General features: G+C 70.0%; 20 protein-coding genes and 1 tRNA gene. 14 read left to right on the plus strand and 7 right to left on the minus strand.

The genetic code is table 11. From position 1 onward, the window contains the following. Positions 1–149: 149 nt before the first annotated feature. The 3 genes from ACU6P3_RS09470 (at position 150) to ACU6P3_RS09480 (ending at position 3,509) form a co-directional block, all read left to right on the plus strand. Positions 150–2,144 (plus strand): FAD/NAD(P)-binding protein, encoded by a 1,995-nt coding sequence (locus ACU6P3_RS09470; RefSeq protein WP_447196738.1) that lies wholly within the window; start codon positions 150–152, stop codon positions 2,142–2,144. Positions 2,145–2,220: 76 nt separating this feature from the next. Beyond that, on the plus strand, positions 2,221–2,658 hold the full coding sequence (locus ACU6P3_RS09475; RefSeq protein ID WP_107055609.1) for a DoxX family protein: 438 nt from the start codon (positions 2,221–2,223) through the stop codon (positions 2,656–2,658). A 179-nt stretch (positions 2,659–2,837) separates the two neighbouring features. After that, positions 2,838–3,509, plus strand: a complete 672-nt coding sequence (locus ACU6P3_RS09480; protein WP_447196739.1) for a DedA family protein — start codon at positions 2,838–2,840, stop codon at positions 3,507–3,509. Between the two features lie 31 nt (positions 3,510–3,540). On the opposite strand, the gene ACU6P3_RS09485 is transcribed toward ACU6P3_RS09480, so the two are convergent. Together ACU6P3_RS09485 and ACU6P3_RS09490 are read right to left on the minus strand one after the other, a co-directional pair. Beyond that, positions 3,541–3,786, minus strand: a complete 246-nt coding sequence (locus tag ACU6P3_RS09485; RefSeq protein WP_030746647.1) for a DUF2277 domain-containing protein — start codon at positions 3,784–3,786, stop codon at positions 3,541–3,543. Between the two features lie 197 nt (positions 3,787–3,983). Next, positions 3,984–4,718, minus strand: coding sequence for a GntR family transcriptional regulator (locus ACU6P3_RS09490; protein ID WP_447196740.1), 735 nt, complete (start codon positions 4,716–4,718; stop codon positions 3,984–3,986). Positions 4,719–4,849: 131 nt separating this feature from the next. On the opposite strand from ACU6P3_RS09490, the gene ACU6P3_RS09495 reads away from it, so the two are divergent. Continuing rightward, positions 4,850–5,503 carry a hypothetical protein gene (locus ACU6P3_RS09495; protein WP_447196741.1) on the plus strand — a complete coding sequence of 218 codons (654 nt, stop codon included), beginning with the start codon at positions 4,850–4,852 and terminating at the stop codon, positions 5,501–5,503. 73 nt (positions 5,504–5,576) lie between these two features. After that, positions 5,577–6,089: a porphobilinogen synthase gene (locus ACU6P3_RS09500; RefSeq protein WP_447196742.1), complete on the plus strand. Its 513-nt coding sequence runs from the start codon at positions 5,577–5,579 to the stop codon at positions 6,087–6,089. Between the two features lie 30 nt (positions 6,090–6,119). On the opposite strand, the gene hemC is transcribed toward ACU6P3_RS09500, so the two are convergent. Both hemC and ACU6P3_RS09510 read right to left on the minus strand, forming a co-directional pair. Continuing rightward, positions 6,120–7,115: a hydroxymethylbilane synthase gene (gene hemC / locus ACU6P3_RS09505; RefSeq protein WP_447196743.1), complete on the minus strand. Its 996-nt coding sequence runs from the start codon at positions 7,113–7,115 to the stop codon at positions 6,120–6,122. Between the two features lie 68 nt (positions 7,116–7,183). Then, entirely contained in the window at positions 7,184–8,272 is a 1,089-nt protein-coding gene (locus ACU6P3_RS09510; protein ID WP_447196744.1) for a LacI family DNA-binding transcriptional regulator, read from the minus strand. 152 nt (positions 8,273–8,424) lie between these two features. Between ACU6P3_RS09510 and ACU6P3_RS09515 the strand changes: the two genes are divergently transcribed. The 5 genes from ACU6P3_RS09515 to ACU6P3_RS09535 all read left to right on the plus strand — a co-directional run bounded on the left by ACU6P3_RS09515 (position 8,425) and on the right by ACU6P3_RS09535 (position 14,800). Beyond that, positions 8,425–9,726, plus strand: a complete 1,302-nt coding sequence (locus tag ACU6P3_RS09515; protein ID WP_447196745.1) for an ABC transporter substrate-binding protein — start codon at positions 8,425–8,427, stop codon at positions 9,724–9,726. 88 nt (positions 9,727–9,814) lie between these two features. Then, complete coding sequence (locus tag ACU6P3_RS09520) at positions 9,815–10,759, plus strand: carbohydrate ABC transporter permease (RefSeq protein WP_447197823.1); 945 nt, start codon at positions 9,815–9,817, stop codon at positions 10,757–10,759. Continuing rightward, positions 10,756–11,613, plus strand: coding sequence for a carbohydrate ABC transporter permease (locus ACU6P3_RS09525; protein WP_447196746.1), 858 nt, complete (start codon positions 10,756–10,758; stop codon positions 11,611–11,613). Before ACU6P3_RS09520 ends, ACU6P3_RS09525 begins: the two co-directional genes overlap by 4 nt. 242 nt (positions 11,614–11,855) lie before the next feature. After that, positions 11,856–14,327, plus strand: a complete 2,472-nt coding sequence (locus ACU6P3_RS09530; protein WP_447197824.1) for a beta-xylosidase/alpha-l-arabinosidase — start codon at positions 11,856–11,858, stop codon at positions 14,325–14,327. Between the two features lie 176 nt (positions 14,328–14,503). Continuing rightward, a complete protein-coding gene (locus ACU6P3_RS09535; RefSeq protein ID WP_447196747.1) occupies positions 14,504–14,800 on the plus strand; it encodes a GYD domain-containing protein in 297 nt (98 codons plus the stop codon). Positions 14,801–14,877: 77 nt separating this feature from the next. Here ACU6P3_RS09535 and ACU6P3_RS09540 read toward each other — a convergent pair. Then, positions 14,878–14,952: transfer RNA gene (locus tag ACU6P3_RS09540), tRNA-Val, on the minus strand. 166 nt (positions 14,953–15,118) lie between these two features. Here ACU6P3_RS09540 and ACU6P3_RS09545 point away from each other — a divergent pair. From ACU6P3_RS09545 to ACU6P3_RS09560, 4 genes are all read left to right on the plus strand, one after another. Continuing rightward, positions 15,119–15,892 (plus strand): DUF4097 family beta strand repeat-containing protein, encoded by a 774-nt coding sequence (locus tag ACU6P3_RS09545; protein WP_447196748.1) that lies wholly within the window; start codon positions 15,119–15,121, stop codon positions 15,890–15,892. A 110-nt stretch (positions 15,893–16,002) separates the two neighbouring features. Beyond that, on the plus strand, positions 16,003–17,418 hold the full coding sequence (locus ACU6P3_RS09550; RefSeq protein ID WP_447196749.1) for a coiled-coil domain-containing protein: 1,416 nt from the start codon (positions 16,003–16,005) through the stop codon (positions 17,416–17,418). Positions 17,419–17,568: 150 nt separating this feature from the next. Beyond that, positions 17,569–18,129 (plus strand): DUF4383 domain-containing protein, encoded by a 561-nt coding sequence (locus tag ACU6P3_RS09555; RefSeq protein WP_037802901.1) that lies wholly within the window; start codon positions 17,569–17,571, stop codon positions 18,127–18,129. A 55-nt stretch (positions 18,130–18,184) separates the two neighbouring features. Beyond that, positions 18,185–18,406, plus strand: coding sequence for an FmdB family zinc ribbon protein (locus ACU6P3_RS09560; RefSeq protein ID WP_447196750.1), 222 nt, complete (start codon positions 18,185–18,187; stop codon positions 18,404–18,406). Between the two features lie 36 nt (positions 18,407–18,442). On the opposite strand, the gene ACU6P3_RS09565 is transcribed toward ACU6P3_RS09560, so the two are convergent. After that, a complete protein-coding gene (locus ACU6P3_RS09565; protein WP_344275651.1) occupies positions 18,443–19,087 on the minus strand; it encodes a response regulator transcription factor in 645 nt (214 codons plus the stop codon). After that, positions 19,078–20,217: a sensor histidine kinase gene (locus ACU6P3_RS09570; protein WP_447196751.1), complete on the minus strand. Its 1,140-nt coding sequence runs from the start codon at positions 20,215–20,217 to the stop codon at positions 19,078–19,080. Before ACU6P3_RS09570 ends, ACU6P3_RS09565 begins: the two co-directional genes overlap by 10 nt. Positions 20,218–20,222 lie beyond the last annotated feature (5 nt).

Consider the following 20,222-nt stretch of genomic DNA (forward strand, 5'->3'; position numbering starts at 1 on the left):
AGTCACCCTCCCTGCCCGGTGTCAGGGAGGCGTGATCCTTGCCACACGAGATGATCCTTCACCCACGGGTTCGAACTCCCGGCCAAGCAACGGCATGATGATCGGACCATCCACTTCCAGCAACCCCACATGCCCCGGGAGTCACAGCTTTGTCCGATGTACGGCCTCACCTGTCCCGCTCCCTCGCCGTCGTCGGAGCCGGTCCCCGTGGCACCTCCGTCCTGGAAAGACTCTGCGCGTCCGCGCCCGAACTGGCCCCGGACACCGCCCTGACCATCCATGTCGTCGACCCCGCCGCTCCCGGCGCGGGCCAGGTCTGGCGCACCGACCAGTCCGGCGAACTGCTGATGAACACCGTGGCGTCCCAGGTGACGGTGTTCACCGACGAGAGCGTCGTGTGCGACGGCCCGATACGCCCGGGCCCGAGCCTGTACGAGTGGGCCGCCTCCCGGCCCGCGGAACGGCTCGGGCCGGACGACTACCCGACCCGCGCCGCCTACGGGCGCTACCTGGAGTGGGTCTTCCGCCGTACGGTGGCGAACGCTCCGGAGCGGGTCACCGTGCGGGTCCACCGGGCGCGTGCCGTCCGGCTGGACGACGACGTGACCCCGGGCGGCGGCCTCGCGGACGCCCCGCCGGCCCACAGCGCCGACTCGTCCCTCGGCGACCGCGTTCCCCCCACCCAGACGCTCACCCTGGACAACGGCACCACCCTGACCGGCCTCTGCGGCGTGGTGCTCGCCCAGGGGCATCTGCCGGTGATTTCCGGTCAGACCGAGGCGGCGTTCTCGGAGTACGCGGTGCGTCACCGGCTGCGCTACCTGCCGCCCGCCAACCCGGCGGATGTCGATCTCTCGGACGTCGCCCCGGGCGAACCGGTGCTGCTGCGCGGCCTCGGGCTCAACTTCTTCGATCACATGGCGCTGCTGACGGCGGGGCGCGGCGGGATTTTCAGCCGCGACGCCGAAGGTGTCCTCGTATACCACCCGTCGGGGCGCGAGCCGCAGCTGTACGCGGGGTCGCGACGCGGGGTCCCGTACCAGGCGCGCGGGGACAACGCGAAGGGGTCCTCCGGCAGGCACCTGCCTCTGGTGCTGACGCCGGATGTGATCGCGGTGTTCCGCAAGCGCGCGGACGAGGGCGACCCACCGGACTTCCGCCGCGAGATATGGCCACTGGTCGCCAAGGAGGTGGAGGCGGTCTTCTACGGGGCGGTCTGGGCGGCGAACGGCCGGCCGACGAGCGCGTGGGAACGGGTGCTCGACCGCTTCCTCGCCGCGCCCCATGGCAGCGCCCAGGAGGCCGCGGTCCTGGACGAGGCGGGTTTCGCCGGGACGGAGCGCTGGTCCTGGGACGCGGTCTCACGTCCGCACGCGGGGGCGAGCTTCCGCGACCCGGCGGACCATCGTGCCTGGCTGCTGGCCCGGCTGCGCGACGACGCAGCACAGGCCGCGCTCGGCAACGTGGCGGGTCCGCTGAAGGCGGCGCAGGACGTGCTGCGCGACCTGCGCAACGAGGTACGGCTGATCGTGGACCACCGGGGCCTGTCCGGGACCTCCCGGCGCGACCACCTGGACCGCTGGTACACCCCGCTGAACGCCTTCCTGTCCATCGGCCCGCCGCGCCGTCGCATCGAGGAGATGGCCGCGCTGGTCGAGGCGGGAGTGCTGGACGTGATCGGCCCCCGTACCGCCGTACGGATGGCTGACGGAGTGTTCACCGCCGAGTCCCCCGACGTGCCCGGTTCACTCGTCCACGCGAGGACGCTCGTGGAGGCCCGGCTGCCGGAACCGGACCTCCGGCGCAGTTGCGATCCATTGCTTTCGCGACTGCTCAAGACCGGGCAGTGCCGGCCGCACCTGGTCGGCGGTTACGAGACAGGTGGGCTGGATGTAACCCCTCGGCCATATCACTTGATAGACCGCCAGGGCAGGCCGCATGCCCGACGGTTCGCGGTGGGCGTGCCGACCGAAGGAGTGCACTGGGTGACCGCCGCCGGCGCCAGGCCCGGCGTCGACTCGGTACTCCTCTCGGATTCGGACGTGGTGGCACGTGCCCTCCTGCGAACTCCGCCCCCCGGAGGGACCGAAGACTCGGCGCGAATTGGCCCAAGGCAGAATGTTGAACTTGCAAGCATCGATTAGGCCAGCCTAACGTGCAGGGGAACGTCCTCATCGGTCCGGACCATTGATCGAAGGAGAACAACCCCCCATGTTCACCCTGTACACCCGCCTCAATCACGCCAGGCCCTATGCGCTGGGCCTGTTCCGCATCGTCGTCGGGCTGCTCTTCACCTGCCACGGGCTGGGCTCGCTCTTCGGCGCCTTCGGCAAGGAGAGCGTCCCCGTCGGGACCTGGCCCGGCTGGTTCGCGGCCGTCATCGAACTCATCGGCGGAATCCTGGTCCTGCTGGGCCTCGGTACCCGGATCGCCGCGTTCGTGTCATCCGGTGCCATGGCCTACGCGTACTTCGTCGTGCACCAGTCCGACGGCCTGTTCCCCATCGAGAACAACGGCGAGCTCGCCGTCGTGTTCTGCTGGTCGTTCCTGCTGATCGTCTTCACCGGGCCGGGCGCGTTCGCCCTGGACGCGCTGTACGGTCCCCGTGACGGCGTCGAGAACAAGAAGGACGAGCACCGCACGACCGTCGCCGCCTGAGCCGACGCCGCAGCCGGTACCCGGACCGTGGCGGGGTCCGGGCACCGGCTTTTTCGCGCCCCGTGCCGCCCTCGCGTACCGCACAGGCGTACGCTGTACGTCGATGGCCGCCCAGCCGCTCGCGCGACGTCCCGGCGCTGTCACGGGACCGGGCAGTGCGTGGGCGGGGAGTCGCAGAAGTGCTGGAAAGCCTGGGGGCGCTGACCGGCAGCCCATGGATCTACGCCGTCGTGGCCGTCTCCGTGCTGCTGGACGTGTTCCTGCCCGTACTGCCGAGCGGCGTACTGGTGATCACCGCGGCCACGGCGGCGGCCGCCGGGTCGACCACGGCCGCGGGTGTGGCGGCCGTGGGCGCCGCGGGCAGGGTGGCGCAGCAGGTGCCGCGCGAGGTGCCCTCCCTGCTCCTGCTGATGCTGTGCGCGGTCGTCGCGTCCGTACTGGGCGACCTCCTGGCCTTCCGGCTGGCCCGGCGCGACGGCAGCCGGATCACCCGGGCGATCGCCCGCTCGCGACGGCTGACGTCGGCCCAGCAACGGCTCGGGAACGCTCTCGGCCGGGGCGGCGGGCTCCTGGTCGTGATCGCCCGTTTCGCGCCCGCCGGCCGCTCGGTGGTCTCCCTGGGCGCGGGCGCGGCCCACCGCGAGGTGAAGGAGTTCCTGCCCTGGTCGGCGCTGGCGGGCGTGGCGTGGACGGGCTACAGCGCGGGCCTCGGCTACTTCGGCGCCCGGTGGCTGGGGGCGGGCTGGATCGGTGCGCTGGTGTCCGTACTGGCACTGTTCCTGGCGGGCTCGCTGGCGGCGTACGTGATACGGCGCCCGCCGTCGGCGGACGCGGCGGGCGCGACGGCGTAGCGACCGTGGCCCGGCCCGGCCCTTGACGGGCTCAGCCGGACGCCCCCGACGACGCCGTACGAGCCGGCCCGCCCCGCACCTCCAGGTCCTCCAGGAGTCGCGCGGTCGACCGGGCGATCTCGTCGACGGCCCGCTCGAACACCTCACGGTTGTGCGCGGCGGGCTGCCGGAAACCGGAAACCTTGCGCACGTACTGGAGGGCGGCGGCCCGGATGTCGTCCTCGGTGGCCTCCTCGGGGAGCACGGGCGGGCGGAGGGTCTTGATGCTGCGGCACATGCCTCCAGTGTCGCCGCCCGCCTCTCCGCCGCGCTAGTGCCCCTCCCGGCAACGTTTGCCCCGTCGCGACGCCCGGCACGCGCGCTCGCCGCGTTGGCCAAAAGCCCAGGTAGCTCCGCTACATGGACTTCTGGCCGCCTTGCGATCACACGCACCGGACGCCGCTCCTTGACGGGCAAACCTTGCCGGTCGCGGCACTAGACGTCACACTCCGCTGAAAGGTGCCGATCAGCGCCGAGGAAGTCGATGGCGTACTCGGTTACCGAACCGTGCTGGTCCCAATAATGATTGGTCATGGTCAAGGCGAGAGCGCCCACTGGGGCGTCAAGAAGGTGTGCAACCTCCGCCGACACCGGACGCAGTGACACAACGTCACGCCTACGGACCGCACGGCGGCCAGTACGCTCTTCCACCAAACCGAACGTCATCTTCGGCAGCGGCTCCAAGGTGATCAGTTCAGGAGCGCTGTCCGCGAATTCCCCCGGCAGCCAAGACGTGGAAACAGCTACAACGCCGTCGTCATCCAGATACCGCCGCCGACGCCTGATGACGGAGGCTTCCTCCGCAAGCCCAAGAGCCTCCGCCACCTCCACGGGCGCCGGCACGAGGCCCGCGCTGATGATCTCGACCCGTTCGCCAGGCCGGAACCCAGTGCCACCGACCCTCAGCATCTGGAGGCGGTCCGCTCCGGTCGTCTGCTTCGCTCCCAGGTCCACGAATGTTCCCTGAGTCGAAGATCGCACATACCCCTCTGCCTGTAGTTGCTTGATCCCCTTGGCCGCTGTGGCCGTGGCGACGCCCCACTCCTCGGAAATGGCGGCGATGGAAGGCAGCTTCACGTCGGCAGCAAGCACTCCATCAATGATCATCTGCCGAAAGTGGTCTGCAATCTGAACGAACGGCGGCGGTTCTCGCCGTACTCGTGGCGCCATGTCCCCTCCCGTCATCGCTTGCTAGCACACGGAAAGAGTACCCCCGAAGGGGATTGACAGACGTGAGCTAGCATACGCATGCTCATCGTGAGCTAGTACACAGACACCCGGGAGCACTGATGCTGAACCCGATGCTTGAAGCCACCGACCGGCCCACCCGCCCGGCGCCGACGCCCGGCCCGGTGCCGTACATCGCCATGTGGAGCGCCGAGCAGGCACCCCGCATGCGCGTCGTCATGAAAGGCGGAGGCATCGGCTATGCCGACGAGCGGCCGTACGACCGCGACACGGACGGCGTGCTGTGGACCCGCGTACCCTCACAACCCGGCAAGGGCCGACCGGAGTTCGGCAAGGTCCACGCGCTCCGACAGCGGCGAGCCATGCTCGAACTGCTGTGCCAGGTCTGTGGCCGACCCGCCGACCGCAATGCGGACGGTGTGCTCTGGCTGGTGAGCGAGGACCCCCACGACATGGCTCCCCTGCCCGGCGATCTCACGACGACCCATCCGCCGCTGTGCGCCCCCTGCGCCTTCCGCTCCACCCACGTCTGCCCCCACCTGCGGTCACGGTACGTGGCCCTCCGCGTGCGGACTTCCGTGCCGGCCGGAGTGCAGGGCGCGCTCTACCGCCCAGGACATCCGGCGCCCACGGCGGTGATGGCCACTGGGGTGGCCTTCGGAGATCCCCTCATCCACTGGGTCAGAGCAGGACAACTCATCGTGCGGCTGCGTGAATTCACCGTAGTGGACCTGAAGCCGGAGGCCGTCCGAGCACCGACCGGCTGAGCCTGCTCGGCTCCCTTCCGCCCCTGCATCCCCTGCCCGCACGCAAACCGAAACGAGACACATGCCCGCCTCCATGCCACCTCACCTTCGTACCGCGACCAGGGCGACGAGCCCACTCCGGAGCCGGCCTGCCGTCCGGAGCCTGCTGGAGCCGCAGACACTCACTCCGGCCGATCTGTCCATGGTGCTGCTCGTCACGGCGGAACCCGCCGACAAGCCCATGCCCACCGTGACGACCGAGCACATTCCCGCCGCGATGCGCGAGGCAGCGGCCCTCGGTATCCGGTCCGTGAAGCTGTTCGCCGAGTCGGCCGAGCGTGACGCCACAGGAGAGATCTCCCTGGCCCCGGACTCGCTGATGTCCCGTGCGATCCATGCGGCCAAGGACACCGAACCGTCCATCGCGGTCATGACGGAAACATGTCTGTGCTCATACACAGCCGACGGTGTCTGCTACCTCGCGGGAACGCACGGGCAGCCGGACGTGGCGGCACTCACGTCGACGCACACACGGGACAGCGAGACGTCCGTCGTCTGGTGGAACTCTTCACCATGCTCAAGCGTGCTGGGGCCAGCGCGAGCATGACCTACGCGGCGCTCGACATCGCTCGTCGGCTCAGCTGATCGCGAGAGCGGCCCGCACGGCGTCCAGAATGGAGTGCGCGCCTTGGTCGATCAGTTCTCCGGCCAAAGCGGCACCCAATTTTTCGGGCTCGCCGGGCGGGCCGACAAGCGTCCCTGAGACGCGCGCCGATCCGTCCAGCGACGTCACTTGGCCGAACAGTGAGATCTTCCCGTCCGGCAGGGTCTTGGCGTAGGCGCCCACGGGCACGCTGCACCCTCCGTGCAACTCCGCGAGGAGTGCCCGCTCCGCACGGACCTCCGCGTCAACCGAGTGGTCCCCTGTGGCGGACAGTATTTCGCGGACATCCACCGCTGCCTCACGGACCTGGATTCCCAGCGCGCCCTGACCGGGGCTCGGCGGGAACAGGTGGAGCGGCAACAACTCGCCGATTTCACTTTCCAGGCCGAGTCTGCGGAGCCCCGCCGCCGCGAGAACGACCGCGTCAAGGCCCATGGTTTCCATCTTCTTGAGGCGGGGCGGGACATTGCCGCGAATCGGCACCACCTCGAGATCGGGGCGTACGGCCAGGAGCTGAGCGATTCTGCGCGGCGCGCCGGTCCCGACTCGTGCACCCTTTCGCAGTCCCGCCAGCGTCGATCCGCACAAGGCGTCCCGCACGTCCTCGCGGCCTGGCGGGGGCAACAGGATGAGACCCGGCGGATTCGACGTGGGGAGATCTTTCAGCGAATGGACGACGGCGTCCATTTCACCCCGCGCCAACGCCGCTTCCTGCTCACTGCTGAACGCCGAACCACCGTTGCCCGTGGACACCCTGGCCAGCGGTGACGTGCGGTCCTTGTCCCCGCCCTCCAAAATCACCCGGTGTGTGAATGCGAGGTCCGGATAAAGCTCGCGCAGAGGGGCGAGAAATCCCCGCACTTGAGCTTTGGCAAGATTGCTGGCGCGTGAGCCGACACGAATATTGTTCACGGTGGCCGGACAACTCCCCGAGTAGGCCTGGCAGAGCGCCACCAGATTACGCGTCATAACCACGCGGACATGCAGACGCCAGGTCGGAAACAAAGGGCCGGCAACGTGTGGGGGCCCGCCCCCGGCTACGGCCGCCCCGTGCTGTCGCGGACCACCAGCCTCGTACCGAGTTCGATCCGCGTGTCCGCCTGGTCCGGGCGGCTCGGCTGCGCGGCGCGGTCGGCGCCCGCGCCGTCGCTGCGGGCCGTACGGGCCGCGGGGCCCGGGCGGCCCGACTTCCGTAGCCGTAGCAGCATCCGCGCGGCCTCCTCCGCCATCTCCACCAGCGGCTGGTGGACGGTGGTCAGCGCCGGGCTCGACCACCGGGCCGGCGGGATGTCGTCGTACCCCACGACCGACAGGTCCTCGGGAATGCGCAGTCCCAGCACCCGCGCCGCCTCCAGCACACCGAGCGCCTGGAGATCGCTGCCCGCGAAGATCGCGGTGGGGGGGTCGGGCCGCTTCAGGAGTTCCTTCGCGTGCGCGTGTCCGGACTCGACGTGGAAGTCGCCGTACCGCACCAGCTCCGGATCGACCGCGATCCCGGCCATGCCCATGGCCGAGCGGAAACCGTCCAGGCGCGCCAGCGAGCACAGCATGTCCTGGGGGCCGGTGATGACGGCGATCCGGCGGTGCCCGAGCTCGGTGAGGTGCCGGGTGGCGGCGAGCCCGCCGGCCCAGTTGGCCGATCCCACGGACGGCACGTCCGGCTCCGGATCGCCCGCCGGGTCGATGATGACGAAGGGGATGGCCCTCGACCAGAGCTTCCTCTTGAGGTCCTCGGGGAGGGTGGAGAAGACCAGCACGACCCCGAGCGGGCGGCGTCGCAGCGCGCCCTCCACCCAGTCGGCGCCCGGGGAGTGACGAGTCCCGGTCTCGGTGAGCACGACGCTCACCCCGGTCTCCTTGGCGACGTTCTGGACCCCTCTGATCAGCTCCATCGCCCAGGCGCTCTCCAGCTCGTGGAAGACGATCTCGATCAGCGGCGCCTCCGGAGCGGTGGGCGCGGAGCGCCGGTAGCCGTGCTCCTCCAGCAGTTCCTCCACTTTGCCCCGGGTGGGCGCCGATACATCAGGGCGCCCGTTGAGGACCTTCGAAACTGTCGAAAGGGAGACTCCGGCTTGCGAGGCCACCTGGGCGAGGGTGACCCGGCCCGCACTCCTGTCATCACGCATGGACCGAAGGATATGCCACCAGATATGACCAGGGCTCTCGGTAACGGTTTGGTCGCGCGACGACGGGGCTGTTGACCACTCAGGAGCGGAGTCCTACGGTCACTCGGCAGATACTTTCGGCAATGCAACCGATACTTTCGAGAGGCCGATCGATGTCATTACGCGCACGATTTCCTCGATCCGTCGCCGGCGGCGTGGCGCTCGCCCTCGCCCTGGGTCTCGCGGCCTGCGCTGGTGACGGCGGCTCCGCCGGTGGCGCCGCGGAGTTCCGCGTACTCGTCTACGGCGACGCGGCGAACAAGGTCGAGAAGGAGATCGTCGCGACCTTCAACAAGACCTCGGACGTCAAGGCGGTGCTGGACACCGTTCCGGGCGCGGACTACCAGCAGAAGCTCCAGACCATCATCAACACCCCGCAGGCGCCGGACGTCTTTTTCAACTGGGGCGGCGGCAGCATCCAGCCCTTCGTCAAGGCCGGCCTGCTGCTGCCGCTCGACGAACTGGGCCCGGACGCCGCCGGGCTGGAGACCAAGTTCCTGCCGTCGGTCTTCGACACGGCGGCGGTCGACGGCAAGGCGTACGGCGTCCCCATGCGCGGCACCCAGCCGGTCCTGCTCTTCCACCACCGGAAGGTGCTCGCGGACGCGGGCGTACAGCCGCCGAGGACCTGGGACGAACTGCTCGCCGCGGTGAAGAAGCTGAAGGCCGAGGGGATCACCCCGATCGCGCTCGGCGGCGGCGACCGGTGGCCGACCCTGATGTGGTTCGAGTACCTGTACGACCGGATCGCGGGGCCGGAACTGCTCAAGAAGGCGCTGGCGGGCGACAAGAGCGTGTGGGAGAGCGCCGACAGCCGGAAGGCGCTGAGCATGCTGAAGCAGTTGGTGGACGCGGGGGCGTTCGGCACCAACTACGACTCCGTCAAGTTCACCGACGGCGGGTCACCCGCGCTGCTGGCGAGCGGCAAGGCCGCCTTCGAGCTGATGGGTTCCTGGGAGTTCTCGACGCAGCAGGACGCGAACCCGGACTTCGCCACGAAGGACCTGGGCTACAGCGCCTTCCCCGCCGTGGCGGGCGGCAAGGGCGACCCCGCCGCCGTCGTGGGCAACACCAACAACTTCTACTCGGTGCTGAAGAAGACCAAGCACGCCGAGCACATAGCGAAGTTCCTGAAACTGATGTACTCGGACGACTTCGTGAAGGCCCAGCTGGCCATCGGCAACCTGCCCACCACGACGAACACCGAGAAGTTCCTGGCCTCGGCGGACAACGCGGAGTACCTGAAGTACCAGTTCGACATGGTCGACAAGGCTCCCTCGTTCCAGCTCTCATGGGACCAGGCATATCTCCAGACCAACGCCACTCCGCTGCACCAGGCCGTACAGCAGTTCTTCAACGGACAGACCGACGCGGACGGCTTCATCAAGGCGATGCAGTCCTTGAGCACGCCCTGACGTCTCCCCTCGCAACGCCCGGGGCGGCCGATCGCCCATCGCCGCGCGGCCCATGAGAACGAACCGAGAGCTGGGAGTGACACCCGAGATGGTTACCCTCGCCGCCCCGGCGAAGAGCGACCGGCGCCGCCCGCCGCCCCCGGGCACCGGGGCGGGCGACCGCGCGGTCGCCCGCCCCGGCCTCGGCTGGGCACTGCCCGCCACCCTCTTCTTCGCCCTGTTCGCGATCGTCCCGCTGCTGCTGGTCGCCGTCCTGTCCTTCGCCAGTTGGGGCGGCATCGGCGCACCGGAGTTCGTGGGCCTCGACAACTGGGTCACTCTGCTCCACGACCCGGTGATGATCAAGAGCCTGTGGCTGAGCGTGCTGCTCACCGCGCTCGGGGTGGTGACCCAGACGCCGCTGAGCATCCTGCTCGGCGTCTGGGCGGCCGGACCGCAGCGCAACCGCGCTGTCCTGTCCGCGATCTTCTTCGTACCGCTGCTGCTGTCCGCCACCGCCGTGTCCGTGCTGTGGCGGGCGCTGCTCGATCCCAATTTCGGGGTGCCGGCGCAGGCTCGCTGGCTCTTCGGGGACGGCAATCTGCTGGGCTCGCGCACCGGCGCGATCGCCGTCCTCGTACTGGTCGGCACCTGGCAGTTCACGCCGCTGCACACACTGATCTACCAGGGCGCGACCCGTGCGATTCCCGAGGTCCTCTACCAGGCGGCGGCCATCGACGGCGCCGGGACCGTACGGCAGTTCTTCCACATCACACTGCCGCAGCTGCGCAACTCGGTCATCACCTCGGTGATCCTGATGGTGGTCGGAGGGCTGACGACCTTCGACACCGTACTGATCCTGACGCAGGGCGGACCGGGTACGGAGACCACGATCAGCGCCTTCTACATGTACCAAAAGGCCTTCAAGAGCTTCGACTTCGGCGCCGGCGCGGCGATCGCGCTGCTGCTGGTGATCGTGGCGACGATGATCTCGCTGGTCGTCGTGCGGCTGTCCGGTTACGACAGGATGGCGAGCCCGAAGGAGGGCCTGTGACCGGCACGTACGCTCGGCGCCATCGTCCGGCCCCCCGTCGCCACCGGCCCAACTACCTCGCGGCGCTGGGCGCGCTGCTGTGGCTGTGCCTGGTCGCCCTCCCCCTCTACGTGATGCTCGGCGCGTCCCTGCGGACCCGCCCCGACTACAGCACGGGCGGCCCACTGTCGTTCCCCGAGCACCTCACCCTCGCCAACTACGTGCGCGACTTCTCCAGCGGCTTCGGCCGCTACTTCCTCAACACCATGATCGTCACGACGAGCGTCGTGGTGATCGTGCTGGTCCTCGTACCGCCCCTCGCGTTCTCCATCGTGCGAGGGCGCGGGCCCGCCACCGGCCGCGTCTTCCGGCTCTTCCTGCTCGGTCTCGCCGTACCGGCCCAAGCGGTGATCGTCCCCATGTTCTACGTCATCAGCACGGCCGGCCTGTACGACAATCTCCTCGGCGTCATCCTGCCCACCGCCGCCTTCTGTCTGCCCGTCTGCGCGCTCATCCTCACCGGTACGATGCGCGACATCACGGACGAACTCTTCGAGGCCATGGCCATCGACGGGGCGACCACCCGGCGGGTCTTCTTCCAGCTCGTGCTGCCGCTGTCCAGGGGCGGTGTCGCCACGATCGTGGTGTTCTCCTCGCTCCAGGCGTGGAACGGCTTCCTCTTCCCGCTCGTCCTGACCCAGTCCGAGGAGACGAAGGTACTCACGCTCGGGCTCTACAACTTCCAGACGCAGTACGGCATCGACATCCCCGCCCTGCTGGCGGCCGTGGTGCTGTCCGCGCTCCCTGTCCTGCTCATCTACCTGTTCGCCCGTCGAGCCCTGGTCCAGGGGCTGATGGGCGTCGGAGGAAAGTGAACGACAACGTGACTGCCGAGCCCCGCTCCGACGCCACCGCCTCGCGTCCCTCGGAGGACACTCCCAACCCTCCGAACGCCTCGGACCTCCCGAGCTCACCGACCCCGCCGAACACCTCGGACTCCTCCGGTTCGCCGGACTCCTCGAATCCCCCGGACTCCCGCGCGTCCGCGGAGCCCGGCCTCGTCCCCTCCGAGTTGCAGGCGCGACGAGCCGCCCGGGTCGAGTACCTGATCTCCGCCATGACCCTGGAGGAGAAGCTCGCCCAGCTCTACGGCCTGTGGGCCGGCGCCTCCGCGGAGGGCGCCGAAGTCGCGCCGCACCAGCACGACATGGACCGGCCGCCCGCCCTCGACGAACTGCTGCCGAACGGCCTCGGACAGCTCACCCGCCCGTTCGGCACGGTCCCGGTCGACCCGGCGCTGGGCGCGCTGTCCCTGCTGCGCACCCAGGAGCGCATCGTCGCCTCGAACCGTTTCGGCATCCCCGCCATGGCCCACGACGAGTGCCTGGCCGGCTTCACCGCCTGGGGCGCCACGACCTACCCCGTCCCGCTGTCGTGGGGCGCGTCGTTCGACCCCGGCCTCGTACGGGAGATGGCCCGCGCGATCGGCCGCGACATGCGGTCCGTGGGGCTGCACCAGGGACTCGCTCCCGTGCTCGACGTGGTGCGCGACGCCCGCTGGGGCCGGGTCGAGGAGACCATCGGCGAGGACCCCTACCTGGTCGGCACGGTCGCCACGGCCTATGTCCAGGGTCTGGAGTCCGCCGGGATCGTCGCGACCCTCAAACACTTCGCGGGGTACTCCGCCTCGCGCGCCGGGCGCAACCTGGCCCCGGTGAGCATGGGCCCCAGGGAGCGCGCCGACGTCGTTCTGCCGCCCTTCGAGATGGCCGTACGGGAGAGCGGCGTACGGTCCGTGATGCACTCGTACACCGACACCGACGGGCTGCCCTCCGCCGCGGACGAGGGTCTGCTGACCGGTCTGCTCCGGGACACCTGGGGCTTCGAGGGCACGGTGGTCGCCGACTACTTCGGCGTCGCCTTCCTCAAGACGCTGCACCGCGTGGCCGGTGACTGGGGCGAGGCCGCCGCGGCGGCCCTCACGGCGGGAGTCGACGTCGAACTGCCGACGGTGAAGACGTACGGGCAGCCGCTGCGCGAGGCGGTCGCGGCGGGACGGCTGCCGGAGGAGACCGTGGACCGGGCGCTGCGCCGGGTGCTGACGCAGAAGGCGGAACTGGGGCTGCTGGACCCCGACTGGAGCCCGGTACCGTCCGCCCTGGCCGAGGCCGCCCCGGCCGGGACACCGCGGAACGCGACGGGGCAGGAGACGGCGCGGCAGGAAACCGCACGGGCGGCCCCGGAGCCGCGGGACCCGGCGCGGCCGGAGCGAGAGCCACGGGCCTCGGCAGGACTGGACGCGACGCGACTGCGCGGCACGATCAGCCTGGACGCGCCCGCGCACCGGGAGATCTCCCGGCGGCTGGCGGAACGGTCGGTGGTCCTGCTCCGCAACGACGGCACCCTCCCGCTGGGCCGCCCGGCCCGGATCGCGCTCGTCGGTCCGCAGGCCGAGACACCCACGGCCGTGCTGGGCTGCTACTCCTTCCCCGTGCACATCGGCGGCCTGCACCCGGACACCCCGGTGGGCATCCCGCTGCCCACGCTGCGGGAGGCACTCACGGCGGAGTTCCCCGACAGCGAGATCGTGACCGTGGCCGGTGCCGGGATCGACACCACCGACACGAGTGGTTTCGACGCGGCGGTACGCGCCGCCCGCGACGCGGACGTGGTGATCGCGGCGCTGGGCGACCGCGCGGGCATGTTCGGGCGCGGAACGAGCGGCGAGGGCTGCGACGCGGAGAGCCTCGCCCTGCCCGGCGTGCAGGGACCGTTGCTGGACGCCCTGCTCGGCACGGGGACGCCGGTGGTGGTGACACTGCTGGCGGGCCGGCCGTACGTACTGGGCGCAGCGGCGGCGGGCGGGGCGACCGGGCCGGCGGCGGGCGCGGCGGCCGCGATCGTCCAGACCTTCTTCCCCGGTCAGGAGGGCACTCCGGCCGTGGCGGGGGTGCTGAGCGGCCGTATCGACCCCTCGGGCCGGCTCCCCGTGAGCATCCCCGTACTGCCCGGCGCCCAGCCGTCCACGTATCTCGCGCCGCCCCTGGGCCGGGCGAACGACGTGTCCACCATCGACCCGACTCCGGCCTTCGCCTTCGGTCACGGCCTGACGTACACCTCCTTCGCCTGGTCCGACCTGGAGACCGACGGCGGGCTCACCACCGGCACGGACGGCGCTGTGCGGCTGTCCTTCACCGTCCGCAACACCGGGTCCCGGCCGGGCACCGAGGTGGTCCAGCTCTACCTGCACGACCCGGTGGCCTCGGTGGTCCAGCCGGTCCAGCGGCTGATCGGCTACGTACGGGTGCCCCTGGAGCCGGGCGAGCGGGTCACGGTGACGATCACCGTCCCCGCCGACCTGGCGTCCTTCACCGGTCGGGACGGCCGCCGGATCGTGGAACCCGGCGAGCTGGAGCTACGCCTGGGCGCCTCCAGCACCGACATCCGCCTCACGGCCCTGGCCGCCCTGACGGGCCCGGTCCGGCACGTCGACCACACCCGCGCACTGCACGCCCACCTCACCGTGTCGCCGCCCACCGGCGTCCCCGGCCCCGCGGACCACACCACCGACCCGCGAGCCGGCACGTGAGCCCCTGGGCCACGGGAACGGAAGAGCTGAGCGGCCCGGCCCCGTGCGCGGGCTTTCGCCTGCCTGTGGTCACTCGTACCGCCCGGGTGCCCGTTCGGGTGCGCACCTCATGCGGGTCCCATCCCGGGTGTGCAGGCTTGACCTCGCGATTCGTCTCCTCGTGAGGGTGAGAGAACATGCCGACGTACGTCGCCTTACTGAGCTGGACCGATCAAGGGGTCCGAAACTACAAGGACACCGCTGAGCGCGCCGAGGCCTTCGGCTCAGCGGCACAAGGACTCGGGGCCAGGCTCCTGAATATCTACTGGACCGTCGGCCCTTACGACCTCGTGGCCGTTGTTGAGGCGCCTGACGACGAAACCGCCACGGCAGCACTCCTGCGACTGGGCGGGGTGGGCAACGTCCGTTCCACAACGCTGCGGGCCTTCGGCCGAGAGGAAATGGAACGCGTCATCGCCAAGGCGGCCGGCTGACGACCACCACCCGGCGCAGGGCCAAGCGGCCACGCGCACAGCGGCCCCCGACCATGATCGGTCGGGGGCCCTCGTGCTGGTGGGCGCGGACGGTTTCGAACCGCCGACATCTGCTTTGTAAGAGCAGCGCTCTACCCCTGAGCTACGCACCCTCGGACGAGTCCACAGCGTACATGGCCCACGGGGCCGGGCCGCAAACCGATGGGGCAGGGGGATATCCCCACCCTGGAAAGGGTGGGTCGCCGGATCGGGGGCCGGGCCGCGGATTCGTACGGTGAGGGGCATCCGGCACAGGAACTTACGAGGGGGACGGTCACCGTGGCCACACGCCGCCGACGCATCCGTACGCTGCTCGCCGCGGGCGGGGCCGTGGTCCTCGGAGTCTGCGTCGGAGGCTGCGGCACCGCCGACGCCTCCGACGCTCCGGTCGAGAGGAAGTCGTTCGCCCTGAACGGGAAGACGCTGACGATCGACGCGGAGAACGCCGGGGTCGAACTCGTACCGGCCGATGTGGCCGAGGTGGAGGTGACCCGGCAGGTCGACGGGTGGGTGTTCATGGGGAGCGGCCCCGATGCTCGATGGGAGATGAGGAACGACACTCTCCGGCTGGGGGTCAGGTGCGGCGGCGTCGCCAGTCATTGCGCGGCGCGGCACACGGTGAAGGTGCCACGTGGGGTGGCGGTGACAGTGGCGGCGGACAACGGGGACACGACCGCCACCGGCTTCGTCACGGCGCTCAGGCTGACGTCGGACAACGGCGCCGTGACGGTCCGGGACGCACGCGGTCCGCTCAGCCTGAAGACCGAGAACGGAAAGATCTCGGCGAAGGGCGTCGCCTCGAAGAAGGTGGCCGCGACATCGGACAACGGATCGGTGCGCCTGGCGTTCACTGCCGTACCCGACCTGGTGGAGACCGTCGGCGAGAACGGCTCGGTGACGATCGAGCTGCCCACGTCGCAGGCGTCGTACGCGGTACGGGCCGCCAGCGAGAACGGCTCGGTGGACGTCGACGTTCCCACCGCGTCGAACAGCTCGCACACGGTGAAGGCCCGTACCGACAACGGAAAGATCACCGTGCGCCCCGCGAACTGACCGGCCCGTGTGTTCGTCCTTACCTGGTGGGAGAATGGACCCCGGTCGAACAGGTCGGAGGCAGTGGACCATTCGGCCACACGAGGGCGAACAGGGCACGGGAGAGGGATGTGACGGCCATACACGCGCAGCCGCAGGCGAGAGTCAAGCCGAGTGCCGTCCGTGATGTCCTCGATGTCCTCACCCTGGCGCTGCTGCCGGTGCCGCTGATCGTGACCGTCGTCCCCCACGCCTTCGCCGGCGGGGGAACGAGGCGCTGGTTCGGTGGGCGTGGGGAAAATCGACGGGCCGAGGCGCAGGCGGCGAAGGATGCCGCGGCCGCGGCATTCTACGAGCTGGACACGGCCCAGCGCGGGCTGCGGATCTCGATCGAGACGATCACGGCAGTGGACAGCTCCCCGGGGGCACGGCGCGCCGAGTCCGACTTCGCGGCGCTGGGCCGGCGGATCGACGAGGTGAGCCACCGCTACATCAGCGCCGTCGACGCCCATGACCTGGACCGGGACGACCTGGAACCATCCACCGCGGCCCGGGCCCGGAGCGAACTGGAGAAGGCCAAGGACGAGCTGAACCGGATCAAGAGCGAGCTGGACCGCTTCGAGCAAGGACTCGCTCCGCTGCTGGACAAGGCGGAGAACCAGCTGGCCCGCCTCGCGCCCGCGGTAGAACGGGCGAAACAGACGCTGCTGTCCGCGAGCAACGCGCTCGACACGGCCCGCGCGGACGGTCTGCGCGCGGACGATCTGGCCGCCCGGCTCGCGTCGCTCGGTCCCGAGCTGACCAAACTCAACGAGGGCGCGGGCCGACACGGCGTGGCCGAGACCCTCCAGCGCGCCGAGCGGGTGCAGCGCGATGCCGAATCCATACGAACCGAGGCCGAGGGGCTCCCCGAGCGCGCCCAGGAGATCGACCGGCGACTGGTGTCCCTGCGTACGCGGGCGCAGGCCCTCGCCAACCGGGCGGGCTCGGTGGAACCCGTTCTGAGCGAACTGCGCCGCCGCTTCACGGCGGCCTGCTGGCAGGACCTCCAGCAGGTCCCTGACCAGGCAGCGGCGAGCGTGCGGCAGGCGGAGGAAAAGCTCAGGGAGGCCGGCTCGGCGCGCGAGGAACAGCGCTGGGCGGACGCGACGGCGCTGCTCGGCACGGTCCGCGCCCTGCTGAACAGCACGGACGAGGCGGTCTCCGCCGCCGGTGACCGGCTGCGCCGACTCGATGACGTGGCGCAGGACCCGCGCCAGGAGATCGACCGTACCCGGTTCGCGATCCGGGACGCACAGCGGCTGGCCATGACCGGGCGCACAACCCCGGAGCCCCGCCACGCCCGCCCCTTGGACGACGCCGTGGGCCGACTGGACCGCGCCGTGGCCGCGCTGGACGGCCGCCACCCCGACTACTGGCACTTCCTGACGGAAACCGAGGCGGTGCGCACCACAGTGGCACGGGTGGTCGCGGAGATCCGCGAAGAACGCGGCTCCGGCTCCGGCTCCGGCTCCGGCTCCGGCTCCGGCTCCGGGCACCATCGCTGACGTATCCCCTGTCCCTGCCTTACCCGTTCCACTATCCAGCTTTTCCTGATTTGTCCCAGAGTCGCCCGGGGCGGATCCTGGATGCGTACCCGAGCACGTCGTGAATACCTCGTGCCGGACACACGCATGTGATGCCAAAGGAGACCGCTCATGGCCGGCCAAGCGCTCCGTCGCCCGCACCGGCGGCACGTCAAGCTCGACGAACATCTCCCACTCGATCACCACCTCAATCAGGTCTACCGTGTCGGGGCCGGTGTGATGGGTCTGATCCTGACCGTCTTCGGCATCCTCGGGCTGATCGACAAAATCGGCTTCTTCGACACCGGAGGCGCCACGGTCGCGGGCCTGAACACCAACGGCGCGCTCAGCGTGTTGTCCATCTGCGTCGGTCTGATCCTCTTCGCCGGCATGGTCGTCGGCGGAAATATCGCCTCCACCCTGAACATGGTCATCGGCGTCCTCTTCATCGCCAGCGGGTTCGTCAATCTCGCCCTGCTGGAGACCAGTTACAACTTCCTGGCCTTCCATATCCAGAACGTGCTGTTCAGCTTTGTCGTGGGCGTCCTGCTGATGTTCTTCGGGATGTACGGCAGAGTCAGCGCCACCTTGCCGCACGACAACCCGTACTGGCGGGCCCGCCATCCGGAGGCGGCGGAACGCGAGCGGCGGTTGCGGGCGCGGGGCGGTCAGGGCCGCGTGGGAGTGGGCTGATCCGTGCGGCCCACGACCTTGCCGCGTCTCCGCACGGGCCGGATAGTCTGGGCCCATGCCTCGATACGAGTACCGCTGCCGTTCCTGTGGTGACACCTTCGAGCTCAGCCGCCCGATGGCGGAGTCCTCGGACGCCGCGGCCTGCCCTGCGGGCCACGATGACACCGTGAAGCTGCTGTCCACCGTCGCCGTCGGCGGTACGGCCAAGGGCGCCGCGCCCCGACCCGCCGCGAGCGGCGGCGGTGGCGGGTGCTGCGGCGGTGGCTGCTGCGGCTGATCCCTCTCTCTTCGGCCCCTCCCGGGTGTCCAGGGTTCATGTGCCCAGATAGCGGAGCACGGCCAGAACCCGGCGGCTGTACCCACTGGACCCGCTCAGTTCGAGCTTCTCGAAGATCGCGTTGATGTGTTTCTCGACGGCGCTCTGCGAGATGTGCAGCCGCCGTGCGATGGCCGCGTTCGTATGTCCCTGTGCCATCTCCCCCAACACTTGATGTTCCCTTTCGGTGAGCCGGGACAGCGGGTCGCTGCGGTTGGAGCGGGCGAACAACTGACGTACCACCTCGGGGTCGAAGGCCGCCTGGCCGGCCGCGACCCGCTCCAGCGCGTCAAGGAACTCGTCCACCTGCACGACCCGGTCCTTGAGCAGGTATCCGACACCTTCGGACTCGTCGGTCATCAGCTCGGTGGCATAGCGCTTCTCCACATACTGCGACAGGACAAGGACCCCCACCGCCGGCCAGCGACGGCGGATCTCCAGGGCGGCGCGAAGGCCTTCGTCCGTGTGGGACGGCGGCATACGCACGTCGGCCACGACGACATCCGGAGGATCCTTCGCGACCACGGCCAGCAGTGCCTCACCGTCGGCGACGGAAGCGATCACCTCATGGCCCTCCTCTGCGAGGAGCCGCGCGAGTCCTTCCCTGAGCAGGGTCGAGTCCTCGGCAATGATCACTCGCATGGAATCTCCGCGACGACGGTGGTGGGCCCGCCCGGCGGGCTTTTGACCTGCAACAGCCCGTCCAGCGCGGCGACCCGCCTGGCCAGGCCGAGCAGTCCGCTGCCCGCCGGGTCCGCGCCACCTCTGCCGTAGTCCTTCACCCGTATCCGTAGCATGTGTGACTCCTCCGCGACCTCCACCTCGATCCGTGCGGTGCCCGCGTGCTTGACCGCGTTGGTGACACTCTCCGATACCACGAAGTATGCGACGTTCGCCGCGGCCTTCTCCGGCTCGCGACGCAGCGCGCAGCTCAGCCGCACCGGTACCGGAGACCGCTCCGCCACGGACTCCAACGCGGTTTGGAGCCCCGCCTCGTCCAGCACCGTCGGATAGACCCGCCAGGCCACTTCGCGCAACTCGGTCAGCACCGCACCGCTCTGGTCGTGCGCCTGGCGCAGCAGCTCTCTCGCCCGCGCCGGGTCGCTGCTGCGCCGGGCCCGGCCGAGCAGCATGCCCAGGGCGACCAACTGCTGCTGGACTCCGTCGTGCAGGTCCCGCTCGATGCGCCGACGCTCGTCATGGACGGCGTCCACGACGCCGGCGCGACTGGTCGCGAGCTGGACTATCCGCCGCTCCAACGCCTCCTGCTGGCTGGGGCCGAGGAAATGCCGGGCGAGCTTCCCCTCGAGGGTGGCGACGCCGAAGATCCCCTGCACGGCCAGGAAGAGCAGGAACAGTCCGCCGAAACTTCCTGCCACGACCGTCCCCGGCCTGCGTATGTCGGTGATCAGCCAGCCGTAGAAGAAGAATGTTCCGTACGCGGCGCCGATCATCACGGACAGCAGGATCACCGCGCCGAGCATCCCGAGTGTCCAGCGCACCGCGAGATACCTGAGCGCGGCGGCGGGCCCGTACGTACCCGCGACCCGCTCGCCGAACAGTGTGCGCAACCTGTGGCGCTCCAGCTCCACCAGCTTCCCCGCGCAGACGGCGAGCGGGCGTATGACCGCCTGCCTGCCACGCGGCCAGGCGAGGACGAGAAGCAGCGCGACACCCGCGAGCAAGATGAACGGCAGCTCGACAAGTGCCGAGCCCGTACCCATGAACAGACCCGCCGCGAGCCTCAGCCCGCGACGCACCACAGCTTTCATGTCCG

This window comes from Streptomyces hebeiensis, assembly GCF_052983195.1.

Excerpts from the sequence above, each read along its gene's own strand:
- ACU6P3_RS09515 (WP_447196745.1), top strand. The coding sequence starts at position 8,425 with ATGTCATTACGCGCACGATTTCCTCGATCCGTCGCCGGCGGCGTGGCG.
- ACU6P3_RS09485 (WP_030746647.1), bottom strand. The coding sequence starts at position 3,786 with ATGTGCCGCAGCATCAAGACCCTCCGCCCGCCCGTGCTCCCCGAGGAG.
- ACU6P3_RS09530 (WP_447197824.1), top strand. The coding sequence starts at position 11,856 with ATGACCCTGGAGGAGAAGCTCGCCCAGCTCTACGGCCTGTGGGCCGGC.
- ACU6P3_RS09500 (WP_447196742.1), top strand. The coding sequence starts at position 5,577 with ATGCCACCTCACCTTCGTACCGCGACCAGGGCGACGAGCCCACTCCGG.
- ACU6P3_RS09565 (WP_344275651.1), bottom strand. The coding sequence starts at position 19,087 with ATGCGAGTGATCATTGCCGAGGACTCGACCCTGCTCAGGGAAGGACTC.
- ACU6P3_RS09555 (WP_037802901.1), top strand. The coding sequence starts at position 17,569 with ATGGCCGGCCAAGCGCTCCGTCGCCCGCACCGGCGGCACGTCAAGCTC.
- hemC (WP_447196743.1), bottom strand. The coding sequence starts at position 7,115 with ATGACGCGTAATCTGGTGGCGCTCTGCCAGGCCTACTCGGGGAGTTGT.
- ACU6P3_RS09490 (WP_447196740.1), bottom strand. The coding sequence starts at position 4,718 with ATGGCGCCACGAGTACGGCGAGAACCGCCGCCGTTCGTTCAGATTGCA.
- ACU6P3_RS09520 (WP_447197823.1), top strand. The coding sequence starts at position 9,815 with ATGGTTACCCTCGCCGCCCCGGCGAAGAGCGACCGGCGCCGCCCGCCG.
- ACU6P3_RS09495 (WP_447196741.1), top strand. The coding sequence starts at position 4,850 with ATGCTTGAAGCCACCGACCGGCCCACCCGCCCGGCGCCGACGCCCGGC.
- ACU6P3_RS09570 (WP_447196751.1), bottom strand. The coding sequence starts at position 20,217 with ATGAAAGCTGTGGTGCGTCGCGGGCTGAGGCTCGCGGCGGGTCTGTTC.
- ACU6P3_RS09510 (WP_447196744.1), bottom strand. The coding sequence starts at position 8,272 with ATGCGTGATGACAGGAGTGCGGGCCGGGTCACCCTCGCCCAGGTGGCC.
- ACU6P3_RS09560 (WP_447196750.1), top strand. The coding sequence starts at position 18,185 with ATGCCTCGATACGAGTACCGCTGCCGTTCCTGTGGTGACACCTTCGAG.
- ACU6P3_RS09535 (WP_447196747.1), top strand. The coding sequence starts at position 14,504 with ATGCCGACGTACGTCGCCTTACTGAGCTGGACCGATCAAGGGGTCCGA.